Origin of the sequence: Massilia sp. H6, from assembly GCF_024802625.1 — a bacterium.
In the GTDB taxonomy this organism is placed as follows: domain Bacteria; phylum Pseudomonadota; class Gammaproteobacteria; order Burkholderiales; family Burkholderiaceae_D; genus Telluria.
On sequence record NZ_CP103371.1, the window covers coordinates 3533631 to 3548654 of the forward strand.

The window sequence follows — 15024 nt, forward strand, 5'->3', positions numbered from 1 at the left end:
TTCAGCATCAAAGGCGTCATGAGCAATCGTGACGCCTTTTTTGTTTTTCGTCCTGCCACGCGTGTGCTGGCCTGCCCTGTAGCGGCGAACGCCCTCCCCGCGCCCCACCGATCACCGTCCATGCCCTCCGTCATCGCCGCCGCTGTCCACGTCGAACTCGTGATCAAGAAAAGTCGCTTCATCGCCTGCGTCGAGCCGATGCCCGACCGGGCCGGCGCGCAGCAGGTCGTTGCCGGCCTGCGCGCCGCTCATCCGGGCGCCGCACACGTGTGCTGGGCGCTGCTGGCAGGTGGGCAGTCGGCCGCGGTCGACGATGGCGAACCGAGCGGTACGGCGGGCCGCCCGATGCTCGATGTCCTGCGCCACCAGGACCTGGACGGCGTGCTGGCCACGGTAGTGCGCTATTTTGGCGGGGTCAAGCTGGGCGCTGGTGGACTGGTTCGCGCTTACACGGACAGCGTGGCGCAAGCCTTGTTGCAGGCGCAAAAGGTGCCGATCATTAAGCTGCTGCAGCTGCGCTGCACGGCGCCGTATGCGCTCGAAGGCATGGTCAGGCGTGAGCTCGATGCAGCCGGCGCCCGTCTCGACGCGGTCGCGCATGGCGACGACGTATTGTTCGAGTTCAGCCTGAAGGCAGAAGAAGCCGTTTCACTGCGCATCCGCCTGGGCAACGCCGGCCACGGCCGTATTGCCTGGCCAGGGATGGACCAGTAGCGCGTTTCAGCGCGCATGGCGGCACGCTTTGGATCAGACCAGGGTGGCGTCGCCCAAAGCCTCGGCAGTTTCCCCGGCCTCTTCAAGCAGCGTCCGCACCATGGCGGCGTCGAGCGGGCCTGCATCCGGCCCACTCTCGCCCGCGGCCAACGACGAGGCCACTTGTGCATAGCGGTTGGCCAGCAGCAGCGTGTCGAGCAGGGTATGCGGCTCGGGATTGAGGGCGCCGTCGCGTAGCGCGGCAATGGCCTGGGCCACGTCGGACGGGATCGACAGCTTGCGAATGACTTCGGCACTGACGACGTCTTCGCACAGCGCGCTCCAGTTCTCGGGATCGTCGTCGAGCAATCCAGGAAACTCGTCGGCGCGCGAGAGCAGGTAGAAGCCGCCGACTTCATGCACGATGCCGGCAAACAGCGCGGTATCGGGATCGACACGGGTTACGCGGCGCGCCAGCACCTGGGCCAGGGCAGCAACCTGGACGCTGTGCGCCCACAATTGCTCGGCCTTGGCACGCAGCACCGGATCGGCGATGCGGTGGCCGAACTGGCGCACCATCAGGGCTGCGACCAGCCCGCGCAGGCGGCGGTAGCCGATGCGCAGGACAGCCGCGCGCACATTGGTCACTTGCACGCCACCGGCGCTGAAGGCGGCGGTGTTGGCCAGGGCCACGGTGCGGGCCGCCAACTGCGGCTCGGACAGCACCAGCCTGATCGCTTCTTCGACATGGCAGTCGGGATCTTCCAGCGCGAGCTGCAGGCGCAGCACGGCATTCACGCTGGTGGGAAAGGTAATGTCTCCACGCGCGGCCTGGGCGGCGATGTATCCGAAAGCTTCAAGTTTGTTCACGTCGGCATTATAACCCCGGTGCAAGACCATCCCGCCAGTCAGTCATTACCTTCTATTCAAGAAAAAAGCCCGTACGCAAGCGTACGGGCTTCAGTACCAGCTGCAACTACGCGCCGGTTTATTTCACCTTGATCGCGTTCTGGACACGGGTCACGCCGTCGACGCCCTTGGCGACTTGCTCGGCACGCTCGGCTTCCGCTTTCGACTCGGCAAAGCCGCTCAGCATGACCACGCCTTTTTCGGTCTCGACCTTGATTGCCAGTGCGCTGGTGTTCGGCGCCTTGACCAGGCCAGCCTTGATCTTGGTGGTGATCAGGGCATCGGACAGGTTCGAGGCGCCGCGCTCGCCGGCGCGCTCGGTCTTGGCGGCGGCAGTGGCTGCTGCCGCTTCGGTACGGTCGCCGGCATCGACGGCGGCCATGCGGGTCTTGTCGCCGGCACGCTCGGCCGCAGCAACAGCCTTGCTGCTGTCGTTTTCAATGATGCAGGCAGTCTTGTTGCCCTGCTGTTCGCATTTCTCGACAGCGGCGGCCTTGACCGGATCCTTGGTGTCGGTGGTAGCGATCAGGCCGCCATCGGTATCGGCCTTGGCGGTAACGGCCGCGCCTGCAGCGGTGGCGCCGGCGGCGCTATGGGCCATGGCGGTGTCTCGGGTGGCTTTGCTATCGGCCAGCGCGGCGGTACGGGCTGCCTTGGCGTTGGCCTTGCAGCTGTCTTCCTGGTCGCCCTTCATGGTCTCGCATTTTTCTTCGGCCAGCTCGTACTCGGCTTCGGCCAGCTTGCGGCGGGCCGCGTCACGCTTGGCCGGCGTATTGTCGTATTTGGCAACCGCATCGAGTTCGGCACGGGCGCGCATCACGTCGGCCTGGTCTTCGCAGACGTCTTCATCCTTGAGCGCATCGCATTTCTGCTTGGCTGTCTTGTGGTCGGCCGCGATCTTGTCCATCGCAGTGCGATAGCCCGCGGTATCGGCTTTCTGGGCAAAAGCAGGGGCGGCGGCGATCGTGGCGCCGGCGACGGTAGCCAGCAAAGTGGCGAGGAGCTTGTTCATGATGGTGTCCTTTTATAATCGGTTGTTGTGACAGAACCCATTAAACGCTCCCCGGCTCGAGACCATCTGTGCGACAACGTACACTTGTCGATAAAACATCATATTGACTGGCTGTTCCGACATTACTCGGCATCGAGCAAGCCTTCACGCCACAGCTCGGCGGCGGCCTCGAAGGGCGCGGCGGCATTGCCGAAACGGGCGCCGTCACCCGCCAGCCGGACCCAGGCACGCGTATCGTGGCCGCTGCGCGGCACCGTGACCCGGTCGCGTACGCTAGATAGCCAGCGGTACACGCGCGCATAGTCGTCCGGGTTGCTGCGGCGCGTCCATGCCAGTGCGACCAGGTCGGCAAACCCTTCTTCGCGTCGTGTCTCGCGCATTGCCTTGGCGGCCTTGAGCAAGGACAGGTCGGCCGCGAATTCTTCGCCGATTTCCTCGAAGCCGGCCGGCAACGCATTCCACGCCCCTTGCGCGTAGCGCCAGCAATGGGCGATCTCGTGCGCGGCCATCGCTTCGATCAGCGGTCCCTGCTCGGCTTCGGGAACCCCTGCCAGCACGCTTTGCGCATCCGGATTGTTGCGCAGCGAAAGCACCAGCTTGCAACGGCCCTTGTCGAAACCCATCGCCAGCGGCACATCGCCAGTGCGCGGCCAAGGCTGGACGGTGATATCGAGCGGAAGCCGCATTTGCTGCGAATAGGCCAGCACCGGACCGGCAGCATCGAGCCAGCGCTGCTCAAGCACGGTCAGCTCGGCAGCGTTCAGCGGGGGCGTCATGCAGGTTGCGGCCAGCGTAGCAGCGAGCAAAATGGACTTGAGCATGGCAATTCTCCGGGGGACTATGAAATGCCTAACGGCAATTCCAATCCGGGCTAAAGCCCTGCTTGCAGCAATAATTTACGCTGTGTCCAAAAGCACAAGAGCTGCCACGGCAGCGCTTGTCGTCTGCCCCTTATCGCTTGCTTACGCCGACACCGCCTGGCATGCCTGTTCAAGCTTCTGCTCTGCCAGAACACCGGGCCGCGAGCTGCCGGCCACCTGCGCCAGGCATCGGGCTTGCGTTTCCAGCGCGGCGGCGGCGGCGGCTGCCTGCCGCACCAGTACCGCGTTCAGGCCAGCCGCTTCGCTCATCTGCCCGATCGCATCTTGGCGGCAGGGCTCCACGGTGTGCCCCGGCACGCCAGGGGTGATTCCGTCGATGACGTCGGTGACGCGGCGCACGGCAGCGACTAACTCGTCCATCCGCTCACCGGCTTCGTCTACAAGACGTGCGCCGGCCTCGACGCGGTCGACCGACAAAGCGACAAGTTCTCTGATGTCTTGCGCGGCCACCGCCGAGCGCTGGGCGAGCACGCTCACTTCGATAGCCACATCGGCGAATGCGTGCCGTCGTTCGCCCGCGCGCGCCGCTTCGACCGCCGCACTCAGGGCCAGCAGGGTAGTCCGAAACGCCAGGTCGTCGGCTACGCCCATGATGTCGACAATCTTGCTGGACGAGGCATCGATCGTTGCCATCGCCTGGGCCAGCCGCGGCGCCGCCGCGCTTGCAGGGGACGCAGGTTGCGGCGCCGGCACGGCACGTTGCGCGAACTGGCGCCGCAGTCCCTGCGCCAGGGCCCAGGCGCCGAGCCCGCCAGCGACAATGGCGCTGATGCACAGCAGCACCATCCAGCTAAAGAAACCGGATGCCGTGCGGCGCGCGGCGGCGGCATGTTCGTTCGCGATCTGCTCTTGCAGCCCGATGAAACCATTGATGCTGGCGAGCCAGTCGACGAAGGCTGGCGCAGCCTGTTGCGTGAGCAGCGCCGATGCTTGCGCCACCTGGCCGGCGGCGTGCAGGGCGGCCACGCGCTCGATCAGCGGCCGGGTGCGGCGCTCCTGCTCCTTGATCGCGGCCAGCGCGTCTTTTTCGGCCGCCAGCGTATCCGGAAGCTCATGGAACAAGGCATCCATTGGCGAGGCAAAGCGGGCATACAGGTCGTCCTGGGTCTTGATCAGGCCGATCGGTGCGACGGCATGGGCCGCGTCCGGCGCCAGCACCACGTCGCGCAGCGCAATGGACCGGTCACGCACGCTGGCGCGCAAATTGATCGCATAGCGCTGCTTGACGCTGGTGATGTTGTTAATGTGGTCGAGCGCGCGCTCGATCTCTCCCACCCGGCCGATTGCCAGGGCGGACAGGACGATTATCAAAAGTATAAAGCTGCCGCAGCCAAACGCCAGGCGGGCGCCGATGCTCAAGGGCGTTGTGATCATATTTAATCAGGCTCGAAGTCAACTGCCGAGTCGGCAAACGCAGCACAAGCGGCGCATTTATTGCCTTGCGGCAATTCTTCGACTATAGCATGGCGCCTGTGGCAATTGTCGCGACGACCACATCAAGCGGACGAAATCCGGCAGCACTGTTGCGTGGTTTCCAACAACACTGCCGGAAACACCACGATGCATTTACACGCCAGCTTCTTGCTGGGCGGCTAACATCGTTTAAGCGCAGCACGTCTAGAGGGGATTGCGTGCGCCATCGCACCGACCCCCTGCTGTGTTTCGTGTCACTCTGACATCCATCACAGGAGAATGTCATGAACAATAAAACGACAGCGGCGCTTGGCCGCGAGGAGGCAGCATGAGCAAGGCTTCACGCTACGAATGGCGCGACCAGCAAGCATCGCTGCAAGAGCGCATGAAAGGCTTCATGGAAAATCCGGGCACCGAACAACTCCAGGCCGTTCTCACCGAGATGCATGCCTACGCTGCCGCGGCGCAGGATGGGTCGATCGACATCCCAGAACGGTTCATCGCATTTAGCTGAAAGATCCGACCCGAACAATGCCGCCCCGCGCAAGCCGGGCGGCATGTTTCATTTTCAGGGCCGTGTTTCAGCCGGTGCAGGCGGTGCGTGGTGCGATTCGAAATCGAACAGGCGGCTGAGGCAATACACCTTGCGCGGAGCGCGGTGGCGTTCGTGGATCTCGCGGGTAATGACTTCGACCCGGCGCGGCTGCAGCGCCACCTGGCGTGGATCGATGGCGTTCGGCCCCTCGCCGAAACGCGCCGCCAGCTGTTGGGAAATGCTGCCATGCACGAGCAAGGGCTCGCCGTGGACCACAGTTCGGAGCTCGAAGGCGCGGGATTCGGGCAGCACGAACACCGTGCCGACGTATTCATTGCCGTGTTCATACATAGCAGTTTCTCCTGGCATTGCACGACCGGCGGCAAGTGGGCTTGCCGCCACACTGCCCCATCATAGCCGGTCGGTTCGAACACGGGCGCTGCTCACGATTGCAGGTGTTGCAGGCCCCTTGCCGCACCCGGCACAGAGCTTGCGTACTAAAACTACGACGACACAGTTGACTTACTTATGCGTCAGGAGTAGCTTCGCCTCGGTGTACTGATGAGCTACTCATGAGAGGTAGGCGAAGTACACGAAAGCTGATCAGCCGCGCATGCATGGGCTCTTACCGGGGGCAAGTACTGCACAGACTGGTTGCATATAAAACAGATCGATTTCGGAGACAAACAATGAAACTGCATCAACGCTTGCTGGCCGCCTGCATCGCCGGCGCCCTGCTCGGTGCGCCGGCCTGGGCCGCCATCAATCCAACCAAGCTCGGCGCTGCCTACGACGCCACCAAGGCCAATGTGACGTTCAAGGTGTACTCGAGCAAGGCCACCCGCATCGAACTCTACCTGTACAGCACCGCCACCGGCACTGCCGAGAAGGCACGCTATACACTGACCAATTCCGGCGGCACCTGGAGCGTGACGATTCCTACTGCAACCCTCGGCTCCCAAGGGCTGGGCGGCACGCTCTACTACGGCTACCGTGCCTGGGGCCCGAACTGGCCCTACAGCGCCAGCTGGACCAAGGGGTCGGGCACCGGTTTCGTCAGCGACGTCGATGCCGCCGGCAACCGCTTCAACCCCAACAAGCTGCTGTCCGATCCGTATGCGCTCGAACTGAGCCACGATCCGACCACGGCCACGATGACCAACGGCACCATCTATGCCAGCGGCGCCACCTACCGCAACATCGACAGCGGCACCTCGGCGCCGAAAGGCATCGTCCTGGCTGGCGACACCCAGTCGTTCGGCACCAAGCCGACGCGCGCGCTCAAGGACGATGTCGTCTACGAGGCGCATGTGCGTGGCCTGACCATGAACGACACGGGCATCGCCGCCGCCTACCGTGGCACCTACAAGGGCGCGGGCCTGAAGGCGGCCTGGCTGGCCAGCCTGGGCGTGACCGCCATCGAATTCCTGCCGGTGCAGGAAACCCAGAACGATACCAACGACAACGACCCCAACAGCAACACCGGCGACAACTACTGGGGCTACATGACCCTGAATTATTTTGCGCCGGATCGCCGCTATGCCTACGACAAGACGCCGGGCGGCCCCACCCGCGAATTCAAGGAAATGGTCAAGGCCTTCCACGACAATGGCATCAAGGTGCTGGTCGACGTGGTCTACAACCATACCGGCGAAGGCGGCGCCTGGAGTCCGACCGACAAGACCACGTATAACATCACCAGCTTCCGCGGCCTGGACAACGCGACCTATTACAGCCTGACCTCGGACATGCAGAATTCCTGGGACAACACCGGCGTCGGCGGCAACTACAATACCCGTAACACGGTGGCGCAGAACCTGATCATCGACTCGCTCGCCTACTGGCGCGACAAGCTCGGCGTTGACGGCTACCGTTTCGACCTGGCCTCGGTACTGGGCAACACCTGCCAGCACGGCTGCTTCAATTTCGACAAAATGGACGCAGGAAACGCGCTCAACCGCATCGTGGCAGAACTGCCGCCCCGCCCCGCCCTGGGCGGCAGCGGCGTCGACCTGATCGCCGAACCCTGGGCCATTGGCGGCAATTCCTACCAGGTCGGCAACTTCCCGAGCGGCTGGGCCGAATGGAATGGCAGCTACCGCGACGTCGTGCGCCAGGCGCAGAACAAGCTGGGCAGCGCGACTATCACGACCGGGCAAATGGCCAGCCGCTTTGCCGGCTCGAGCGACCTGTATGGCGACGATGGCCGCAAACCCTGGCACTCAGTCAACTTCATCACCGCCCACGACGGTTTCACACTCAAGGATTTGTACAGCTGTAACAGCAAGAACAATAACCAGGCCTGGCCATGGGGTCCGAGCGACGGTGGCGAGGACAACAACAACAGCTGGGACCAGGGCGGCATTGCGGCAGACCAGCGCAAGGCGGCGCGCAACGGCATGGCGCTGATGATGCTGTCGGCCGGCGTGCCCATGATCGTCGGTGGCGACGAGGCCTTGCGCACCATGAACTGCAATAACAATCCCTATAACCTGGATTCTTCGGCCAACTGGCAGGGCTGGACCCGCACGGCAGACCAGACAAATTTCGAGAACTTCTCGAAAGCGATGATGGCCTTCCGCAAGGCGCATCCGGCCCTGCGTCCAGCCAATTTCTACTCTAGCGTGGACAACAACGGCAACGTGATGGAGCAGCTGCGCTGGTTCAAGCCCGATGGGGGCGTCGCGGATACGGCCTATTTCAACAATACCGCCAACCACGCGATCGCCTGGCGCATCGACGGCTCCGAGCTTGGCGATCCCGCTTCGGCAATCTATGTGGCCCACAACGCATGGAGTGCGCAGGTCAACTTCACGCTGCCGTGGCCAGGTGCGGGCAAGACCTGGTACCGCGTCACCGATACCTGCCCATGGGCCGAAGGCGCGTCGCAGGTCAGGGCGCCGGGCGCAGAAGACCTGGTCGGTGGAGAGAACACCAGCTACGGCCTGTGCGGGCGCGGCACGCTGGTGCTGATCGCGAAGTAACTCTCTGCACAAAATGAAACGGGACCCGCGAGGGTCCCGTTTTTCATTACACCGCCATCGGGGCGATCACTTCTTCTTCACTGGCGGCATATCCGTACAAACCCCCTTGTACACTTCAGCTGCCATGCCGATCGATTCGCCCAGCGTCGGGTGCGGGTGAATGGTCTTGCCGATGTCCACGCCGTCCGCGCCCATTTCGATGGCCAGCGCCACTTCGCCGATCATGTCGCCGGCATTGGTGCCGACAATCGTGCCGCCGACGATGCGCTTGGTCTCGGCATCGAACAGCAGCTTGGTAAAGCCCTCGTCGCGGCCGTTGGCAACCGCGCGGCCGCTGGCATTCCACGGGAAGTGGCCCTTCTCGACCTTGATTCCCTTCTGGCTGGCTTCGTCCTCGGTCAGGCCGACCCATGCCACTTCCGGATCGGTGTAGGCCACCGACGGAATCACCTTGGCGTCGAAGTACGCCTTCTCGCCGTGCGCCGCTTCGGCCGCCACATGGGCCTCGTGCACCGCCTTGTGCGCCAGCATCGGCTGGCCCACCAGGTCGCCAATGGCGAAGATGTGCGGCACATTGGTGCGCATCTGCCTGTCCACGTCGATGAAGCCGCGCTCGCTCACCGTCACGCCGGCCGCATCGAGCGAGAGCTTCTTGCCGTTCGGGCTGCGCCCGACAGCCACCAGCACCAGGTCGTAGACCTGCGCTTGCGGTGCGGCCGCGCCGGCTTCGGCGGCCTCGAAGGAAACCTTGATGCCTTCTGGCAGCGCTTCCACGCCAACCGTCTTGGTCTTGAGCATGATGTTGTCGAAGCGGTGGGCGTTGTACTTCTGCCAGACCTTGACGGCCTCGCGGTCGGCGCCCTGCATCAGGCCATCCATCATCTCGACCACGTCGATGCGCGCGCCCAGGGTCGAGTACACGGTAGCCATTTCAAGGCCAATGATGCCACCGCCGATGACCAGCATGCGCTTCGGTACCTGGCGCAGCTCCAGCGCGCCGGTCGAATCGACGATACGCGGATCTTCCGGCACGAACGGCAGCTTCACCACGCTCGAGCCGGCGGCGATGATCGCTTTTGCGAACTTGACTACCTTCTTGCTGCCGTCGGCGCCCGTCACCTCGAGGTGGTTCGGGCTGAGGAACTGGCCCACGCCCTGCACCACATTGACCTTGCGCGCCTTGGCCATGAAATTCAGGCCGCCAGTCATCTTCTTGATGACGCCATCTTTATAGGCGCGCAGCTTGTCGATGTCGACGTCGGGCTTGGCAAAGCTCACGCCAAGGTCCGCCATGTGCGCGGTTTCGTCCATGATGTGCGCCACATGCAGCAGCGCCTTGGACGGGATGCAGCCGACATTCAGGCACACGCCGCCAAGGGTTGCGTACTTCTCGACCAGCACCACGTTCATGCCGAGGTCGGCCGCGCGGAAGGCGGCCGAATAGCCGCCGGGACCGGCGCCGAGCACCATCAGCTCGCATTCGATGTCGACCTGGCCGCCATAGCTGGCCGCGCCCGGTGCCGGGGTCGCCGCCGGGGTAGCCGCCGGGGAAGCCGCAGGGGCAGCCACTGCGGCAGGAGCAGGAGCGGCAGGAGCAGGAGCGGCAGGCGCCGGCGCCGGGGCGGCCGCACCCGCGGCGGATTCCTCGAGCGTCAGCAGCAGCGAGCCTTCGTTCATCTTGTCGCCCACCTTGACTGCGATGTCCTTGACCACGCCCGCATGGGTCGATGGAATCTCCATGCTGGCCTTGTCCGATTCGACCGTGATCAGCGACTGGTCGACCTTGATGGTGTCGCCAGGCTTGACCAGCAGCTCGATCACTTCGACGTCCTTGAAGTCGCCGATGTTCGGGACCTTTACTTCAACAGTGCTCATACTCGGCGCTCCTTACAGAAGGGTCTTGCGCAGGTCGGCCAGCACCTCCGCCAGGTAGGCGGCAAAGCGCGCAGCGCCCGCGCCATCGATCACGCGGTGGTCGTAGGACAGCGACAGCGGCAGCATCAGGCGCGGCTGGAATGCCGCACCGTCCCATACCGGCTTCATCGCCGACTTCGACAGGCCCAGGATCGCCAGTTCGGGCGCATTGATGATCGGCGTAAAGGCCGTACCGCCAATGCCGCCCAGCGACGAGATGGTAAAGGTCGCGCCCTGCATCGCCGTCGGCGGCAATTTGCCGTCGCGCGCCTGCGCCGAGAGCTCGCCCATTTCGGTCGCGATCTGCGACACCGTCTTCTTGTCGGCCTCTTTCACCACCGGAACCACCAGGCCATTCGGGGTGTCGGCGGCGAAGCCGATGTTGTAGTACTGCTTCAGGATCAGCGCCGCGCCGTCTTCGCTGAGCGAAGCGTTAAATTGCGGGAACTTCTTGAGCGCGGCGACACTGGCCTTGATGACGAAGGCCAGCATGGTCAGCTTGACGTTCGATTTCTGCTTGGCCAGCGCGGCGTTCGACTCGACGCGGAACTGCTCCAGGTCGGTGACGTCGGCTTCGTCGAACTGCGTCACGTGCGGGATCATGACCCAGTTGCGGTGCAGGTTGGGGCCAGAGATCTTCTTGATGCGCGACAGCGGCAGCAGTTCGGTCGGGCCAAACTTCGAGAAGTCGAGCGACGGCCATGGCAGCAGGTCCAGCCCGACGCCGGAACCGCCCGCCTTGCCCGGCGCGGCCGCTGGCGCAGCCATCACGCCCTTGACGAAGTTCTGCACGTCGAGCTGGGTGATGCGGCTCTTCGGGCCGGTGCCCGGCACGCGCGCCAGGTCCACGCCCAGTTCGCGGGCGAACTTGCGGATCGACGGCGATGCATGGGCCTTGGAGCCGGTGACGCCCGCTGCGGCAGCGGCGGCAGGCGCCGGCGCCGGCGCGGCGGCCGCAGCCGGGGCTGGGGCGGCGGCAGGCGCCGGCGCAGCAGCAGGAGCAGCAGGAGCAGCAGCAGCAGCAGCAGGGGCAGCAGCAGGCGCATCGCCACTGGCTTCGATCATCAGCACCAGCGTGCCCTTGGCCACCTTGTCGCCCACCTTGACCTTGACCTCCTTGACCACGCCGGCATGGCTGGACGGGATCTCCATGCTCGCCTTGTCCGATTCGACCGTCATCAGCGACTGGTCGACCTTGATCGTGTCGCCCGGCTTGACCATCATCTCGATGACTTCGACTTCCTTGAAGTCGCCGATGTCCGGCACGGTGACTTCGACGATGCCGCCCGAGGCAGCAGCAGGTGCGGCGGCAGCTGGTGCGGCTGCGGCTGGTGCGGCTGCGGCTTCGGCGGCTGGAGCAGCCGCAGGAGCGGCCGCGTCGCCGGCTTCTTCCAGCAGCAGCATCAGCGATCCTTCGGCAACCTTGTCGCCGACCTTGATCTTGATTTCCTTGACCACGCCGGCATGGCTCGACGGGATTTCCATGCTCGCCTTGTCCGACTCGACCGTGACCAGCGACTGGTCGACCTTGATCGTGTCGCCTGGCTTGACCATCAGTTCGATCACTTCCACTTCCTTGAAGTCGCCGATATCCGGGACTTTGACTTCCACAATGCTCATAGTGTTAGCTCCGTTCTTATTTGAGTTAGCGCCTGCGCCGCCATCCCCGCAAGAAGATGGCGGCATCGAGCATTTACTGGGTCACAGGGTTTGGCTTGTTCTGGTCGATCCCGTACTTGGCAATCGCCTGCGACACGATCGCGCGTTCGATCTTGCCTTCGTCGGCCAGCGCGCGCAGGGCGGCGACGGTGACGTAGTAGCGGTTCACCTCGAAGAACTCGCGCAGCTTGACGCGCGAATCCGAGCGGCCGAATCCATCGGTGCCCAGCACCTTGTAGCTGCGGTCTTTCGGCATGAAGGCGCGGATCTGCTCGGCGAACAGGCGCATGTAGTCGGTGGTCGCGATGATCGGGCCCTGCGTGTCCTGCAGCAGCGAGGTGACATACGGCACGCGCTGCTCGGCTTCCGGGTTGACCATGTTCCAGCGCTCGCAGTCCTGGCCATCACGGGCCAGCAGCGTCAGCGACGGCGCCGACCAGACGTCGGCATCGACGCCCCAGTCGTTCTTGAGCAGCTCGGCGGCGAAGATCGACTCGCGCAGGATGGTGCCGCAGCCAACCAGCTGGACACGCGGTGCAGCCTGTTCGGCAGCCGGTGCGCCTTCCTGCAGCAGGTACATGCCCTTCAGGATGCCCTCTTCCTGGCCGGGCTTCAGGCCAGGATGCGCGTAGTTCTCGTTCATGATGGTGATGTAATAGAACACGTCTTCCTGTTCCGTCACCATGCGGCGCAGGCCGTCGTGGATGATCACCGCCACTTCGTGCCCGAAGGTCGGGTCGTAGGGCAGGCAGTTCGGGACCGTGGCGGCGATGATGTGGCTGTGGCCATCTTCGTGCTGCAGGCCTTCGCCGTTGAGCGTGGTACGGCCGGCGGTGCCGCCCATCAGGAAGCCGCGCGCGCGGATGTCGCCCGCCAGCCATACCAGGTCGCCGACGCGCTGCATGCCGAACATCGAGTAGAAGGTGTAGAACGGGATCATCTGGCGGTTGTTCGACGAGTACGAGGTCGCCGCTGCAATCCACGAGCTCATGCCGCCCGCTTCGTTGATACCTTCCTGCAGGATCTGGCCGGCCTTGTCTTCACGGTAGTACATCACCTGGTCGCGGTCGACCGGCTCGTAGAGCTGGCCCTGCTGGTTGAAGATGCCGATCTGGCGGAACAGGCCTTCCATGCCGAAGGTGCGCGACTCGTCGACCAGGATCGGTACGATGCGCTGGCCCAGGCTCGGGTCTTTCAGCAGGCTGGTAATCACGCGCACATAAGACTGGGTGGACGAGATCTCGCGGCCTTCCGGGGTTGGGTCGAGCACGGCCTTGAACGATTCGAGCGGCGGCACCACCAGGGTTTCGTCGGCCTTGGAGCGGCGCTGCGGCAGGTAGCCGCCCAGCGCCTTGCGGCGCTCGTGCAGGTACTGCATTTCGGGCGCGTCGTCAGCCGGCTTGAAGAACGGGATTTCGGCCAGCTTATCGTCTGGAATCGGAATATTGAAGCGGTCGCGCATCTCGCGGATCGCCGCGTCGTCGAGCTTCTTGGTCTGGTGCGCGGTGTTGCGCGCCTCGCCCGATTTGCCCATGCCGAAGCCCTTGACCGTCTTCACCAGCAGCACGGTTGGCGAACCCTTGTTCTCCTGCGCGTTCTTGAACGCGGCATAGATCTTGTGCGGGTCGTGGCCGCCGCGGGTCAGGCGCCAGATATCGTCGTCGCTCATGTTGGCGACCATCTTGAGCAGCTCGGGGTGCTTGCCGAAGAAATGCTTGCGCACGTAGGCGCCGTCCTTGGCCTTGTAGTTCTGGTATTCGCCGTCCACGGTTTCCATCATGACGCGCTGCAAGATGCCGTCCTTGTCTTTCGAGAGCAGCGCGTCCCACTGCGAACCCCAGATGACCTTGACCACGTTCCAGCCGGCGCCGCGGAAGTCGGCCTCGAGCTCCTGGATGATCTTGCCGTTGCCGCGCACCGGGCCGTCCAGGCGCTGCAGGTTGCAGTTCACGACCATTACCAGGTTGTCGAGACGCTCGCGCGCGGCCATGCCGATCGCGCCCATCGATTCCGGCTCGTCCATCTCGCCGTCGCCGCAGAACACCCAGACCTTGCGCGCCTCGGTGTCGGCGATGCTGCGGGCGTGCAGGTACTTCAGGAAGCGCGCCTGGTAGATCGCCATCAAGGGCCCCAGGCCCATCGACACGGTCGGGAACTGCCAGAAGTCCGGCATCAGCTTCGGGTGCGGGTAGGAAGACAGGCCCTTGCCGTCGACCTCGCGGCGGAAATTGAGCATCTGCTCTTCGGTGATGCGGCCTTCAAGGTAGGCGCGCGCATAGATGCCGGGCGAGCTGTGGCCCTGGATGTAGAGCAGGTCGCCGCCATGCTCTTCGGTCGGGGCATGCCAGAAGTGATTGAAGCCGATCCCCAGCATGTTCGCCAGCGAGGCGAACGAGGAGATGTGGCCGCCCAGGTCGCCGTCGGCGCGGTTGGCCTTGACCACCATCGCCATCGCGTTCCAGCGCATCCACGAGCGCAGGCGCTCTTCGTATTCCAGGTTGCCCGGGCAGTTCTGGTTCAGGTGGGCCGGGATCGTATTAACGTAGGCGGTGTTGCTCGAAAACGGGATGTGGGCGCCGCGGCGACGTGCCAGGTCGACCATGCGCTCCATCAGGTAGTGCGCGCGGTCGGTGCCCTCGTGTTCGATCACCGCTTCGAGCGCGTCCAGCCATTCCTGGGTTTCGAGCGTGTCCGGATCATTGGCGGCTTGCGCCGTCAACTGGTCGAGTTGAGCTGACATTAATGCGTCTCCTTAGAATTGCGCCCCACCCGATCAGTCGATATGGCTGGCGGCGATTTTGGTGAAATTTCACATGTCTGAAAATAAACCGTTCGATTCTACCAGCGGGTCTGGACTTTTTCAAATTGCGATATGTCATTCCACATAATGAAATTCTATGCTGCAACTGCACATCCGCAGAGCGGACAATATGACAATGCCTGGCTGGGCGCGGCGCGCGGTATGCCGGGCAAGATGGGAGAGTAATCCCGCGTGGGCCTTATAATTTCGGTTTTGCCCCTAAC

The 15024-nt window shown here is 63.9% G+C and carries 11 protein-coding genes; 3 read left to right on the forward strand and 8 right to left on the reverse strand.

Annotated features, from left to right (window positions below; genetic code table 11):
• The first annotated feature begins 120 nt into the window (after positions 1-120).
• On the forward strand, positions 121-714 hold the full coding sequence (locus NRS07_RS15920) for a YigZ family protein (RefSeq protein ID WP_259208641.1): 594 nt from the start codon (positions 121-123) through the stop codon (positions 712-714).
• A gap of 33 nt (positions 715-747) precedes the next feature.
• On the opposite strand, the gene NRS07_RS15925 is transcribed toward NRS07_RS15920, so the two are convergent.
• The 4 genes from NRS07_RS15925 to NRS07_RS15940 form a co-directional block, all read right to left on the reverse strand.
• Positions 748-1563 (reverse strand): HDOD domain-containing protein, encoded by an 816-nt coding sequence (locus NRS07_RS15925; protein WP_259208643.1) that lies wholly within the window; start codon positions 1561-1563, stop codon positions 748-750.
• Positions 1564-1681: 118 nt separating this feature from the next.
• A complete protein-coding gene (locus tag NRS07_RS15930; RefSeq protein WP_259208644.1) occupies positions 1682-2614 on the reverse strand; it encodes a BON domain-containing protein in 933 nt (310 codons plus the stop codon).
• Positions 2615-2736: 122 nt separating this feature from the next.
• Positions 2737-3435, reverse strand: coding sequence for a hypothetical protein (locus NRS07_RS15935; protein WP_259208647.1), 699 nt, complete (start codon positions 3433-3435; stop codon positions 2737-2739).
• Between the two features lie 141 nt (positions 3436-3576).
• The gene (locus tag NRS07_RS15940) at positions 3577-4869 is read right to left on the reverse strand and encodes a methyl-accepting chemotaxis protein (protein ID WP_259208649.1); all 1293 of its coding nucleotides are present in this window, start codon (positions 4867-4869) and stop codon (positions 3577-3579) included.
• Between the two features lie 367 nt (positions 4870-5236).
• Here NRS07_RS15940 and NRS07_RS15945 point away from each other — a divergent pair, with 367 nt between their 5' ends.
• Positions 5237-5422, forward strand: coding sequence for a hypothetical protein (locus NRS07_RS15945; RefSeq protein ID WP_259208651.1), 186 nt, complete (start codon positions 5237-5239; stop codon positions 5420-5422).
• A gap of 54 nt (positions 5423-5476) precedes the next feature.
• Here the strand turns inward: NRS07_RS15945 and NRS07_RS15950 are convergent, their stop codons facing one another.
• Positions 5477-5794, reverse strand: coding sequence for a hypothetical protein (locus NRS07_RS15950; RefSeq protein WP_259208654.1), 318 nt, complete (start codon positions 5792-5794; stop codon positions 5477-5479).
• 338 nt (positions 5795-6132) lie between these two features.
• On the opposite strand from NRS07_RS15950, the gene NRS07_RS15955 reads away from it, so the two are divergent.
• Positions 6133-8427 (forward strand): glycogen-debranching protein, encoded by a 2295-nt coding sequence (locus NRS07_RS15955; RefSeq protein ID WP_259208657.1) that lies wholly within the window; start codon positions 6133-6135, stop codon positions 8425-8427.
• A 66-nt stretch (positions 8428-8493) separates the two neighbouring features.
• On the opposite strand, the gene lpdA is transcribed toward NRS07_RS15955, so the two are convergent.
• From lpdA to aceE, 3 genes are all read right to left on the reverse strand, one after another.
• Positions 8494-10302, reverse strand: coding sequence for a dihydrolipoyl dehydrogenase (gene lpdA, locus NRS07_RS15960; RefSeq protein ID WP_259208658.1), 1809 nt, complete (start codon positions 10300-10302; stop codon positions 8494-8496).
• A 12-nt stretch (positions 10303-10314) separates the two neighbouring features.
• On the reverse strand, positions 10315-11961 hold the full coding sequence (aceF, locus tag NRS07_RS15965) for a dihydrolipoyllysine-residue acetyltransferase (protein WP_259208662.1): 1647 nt from the start codon (positions 11959-11961) through the stop codon (positions 10315-10317).
• Positions 11962-12034: 73 nt separating this feature from the next.
• Positions 12035-14740: a pyruvate dehydrogenase (acetyl-transferring), homodimeric type gene (gene aceE, locus NRS07_RS15970; RefSeq protein ID WP_259208664.1), complete on the reverse strand. Its 2706-nt coding sequence runs from the start codon at positions 14738-14740 to the stop codon at positions 12035-12037.
• Between the last annotated feature and the right edge of the window lie 284 nt (positions 14741-15024).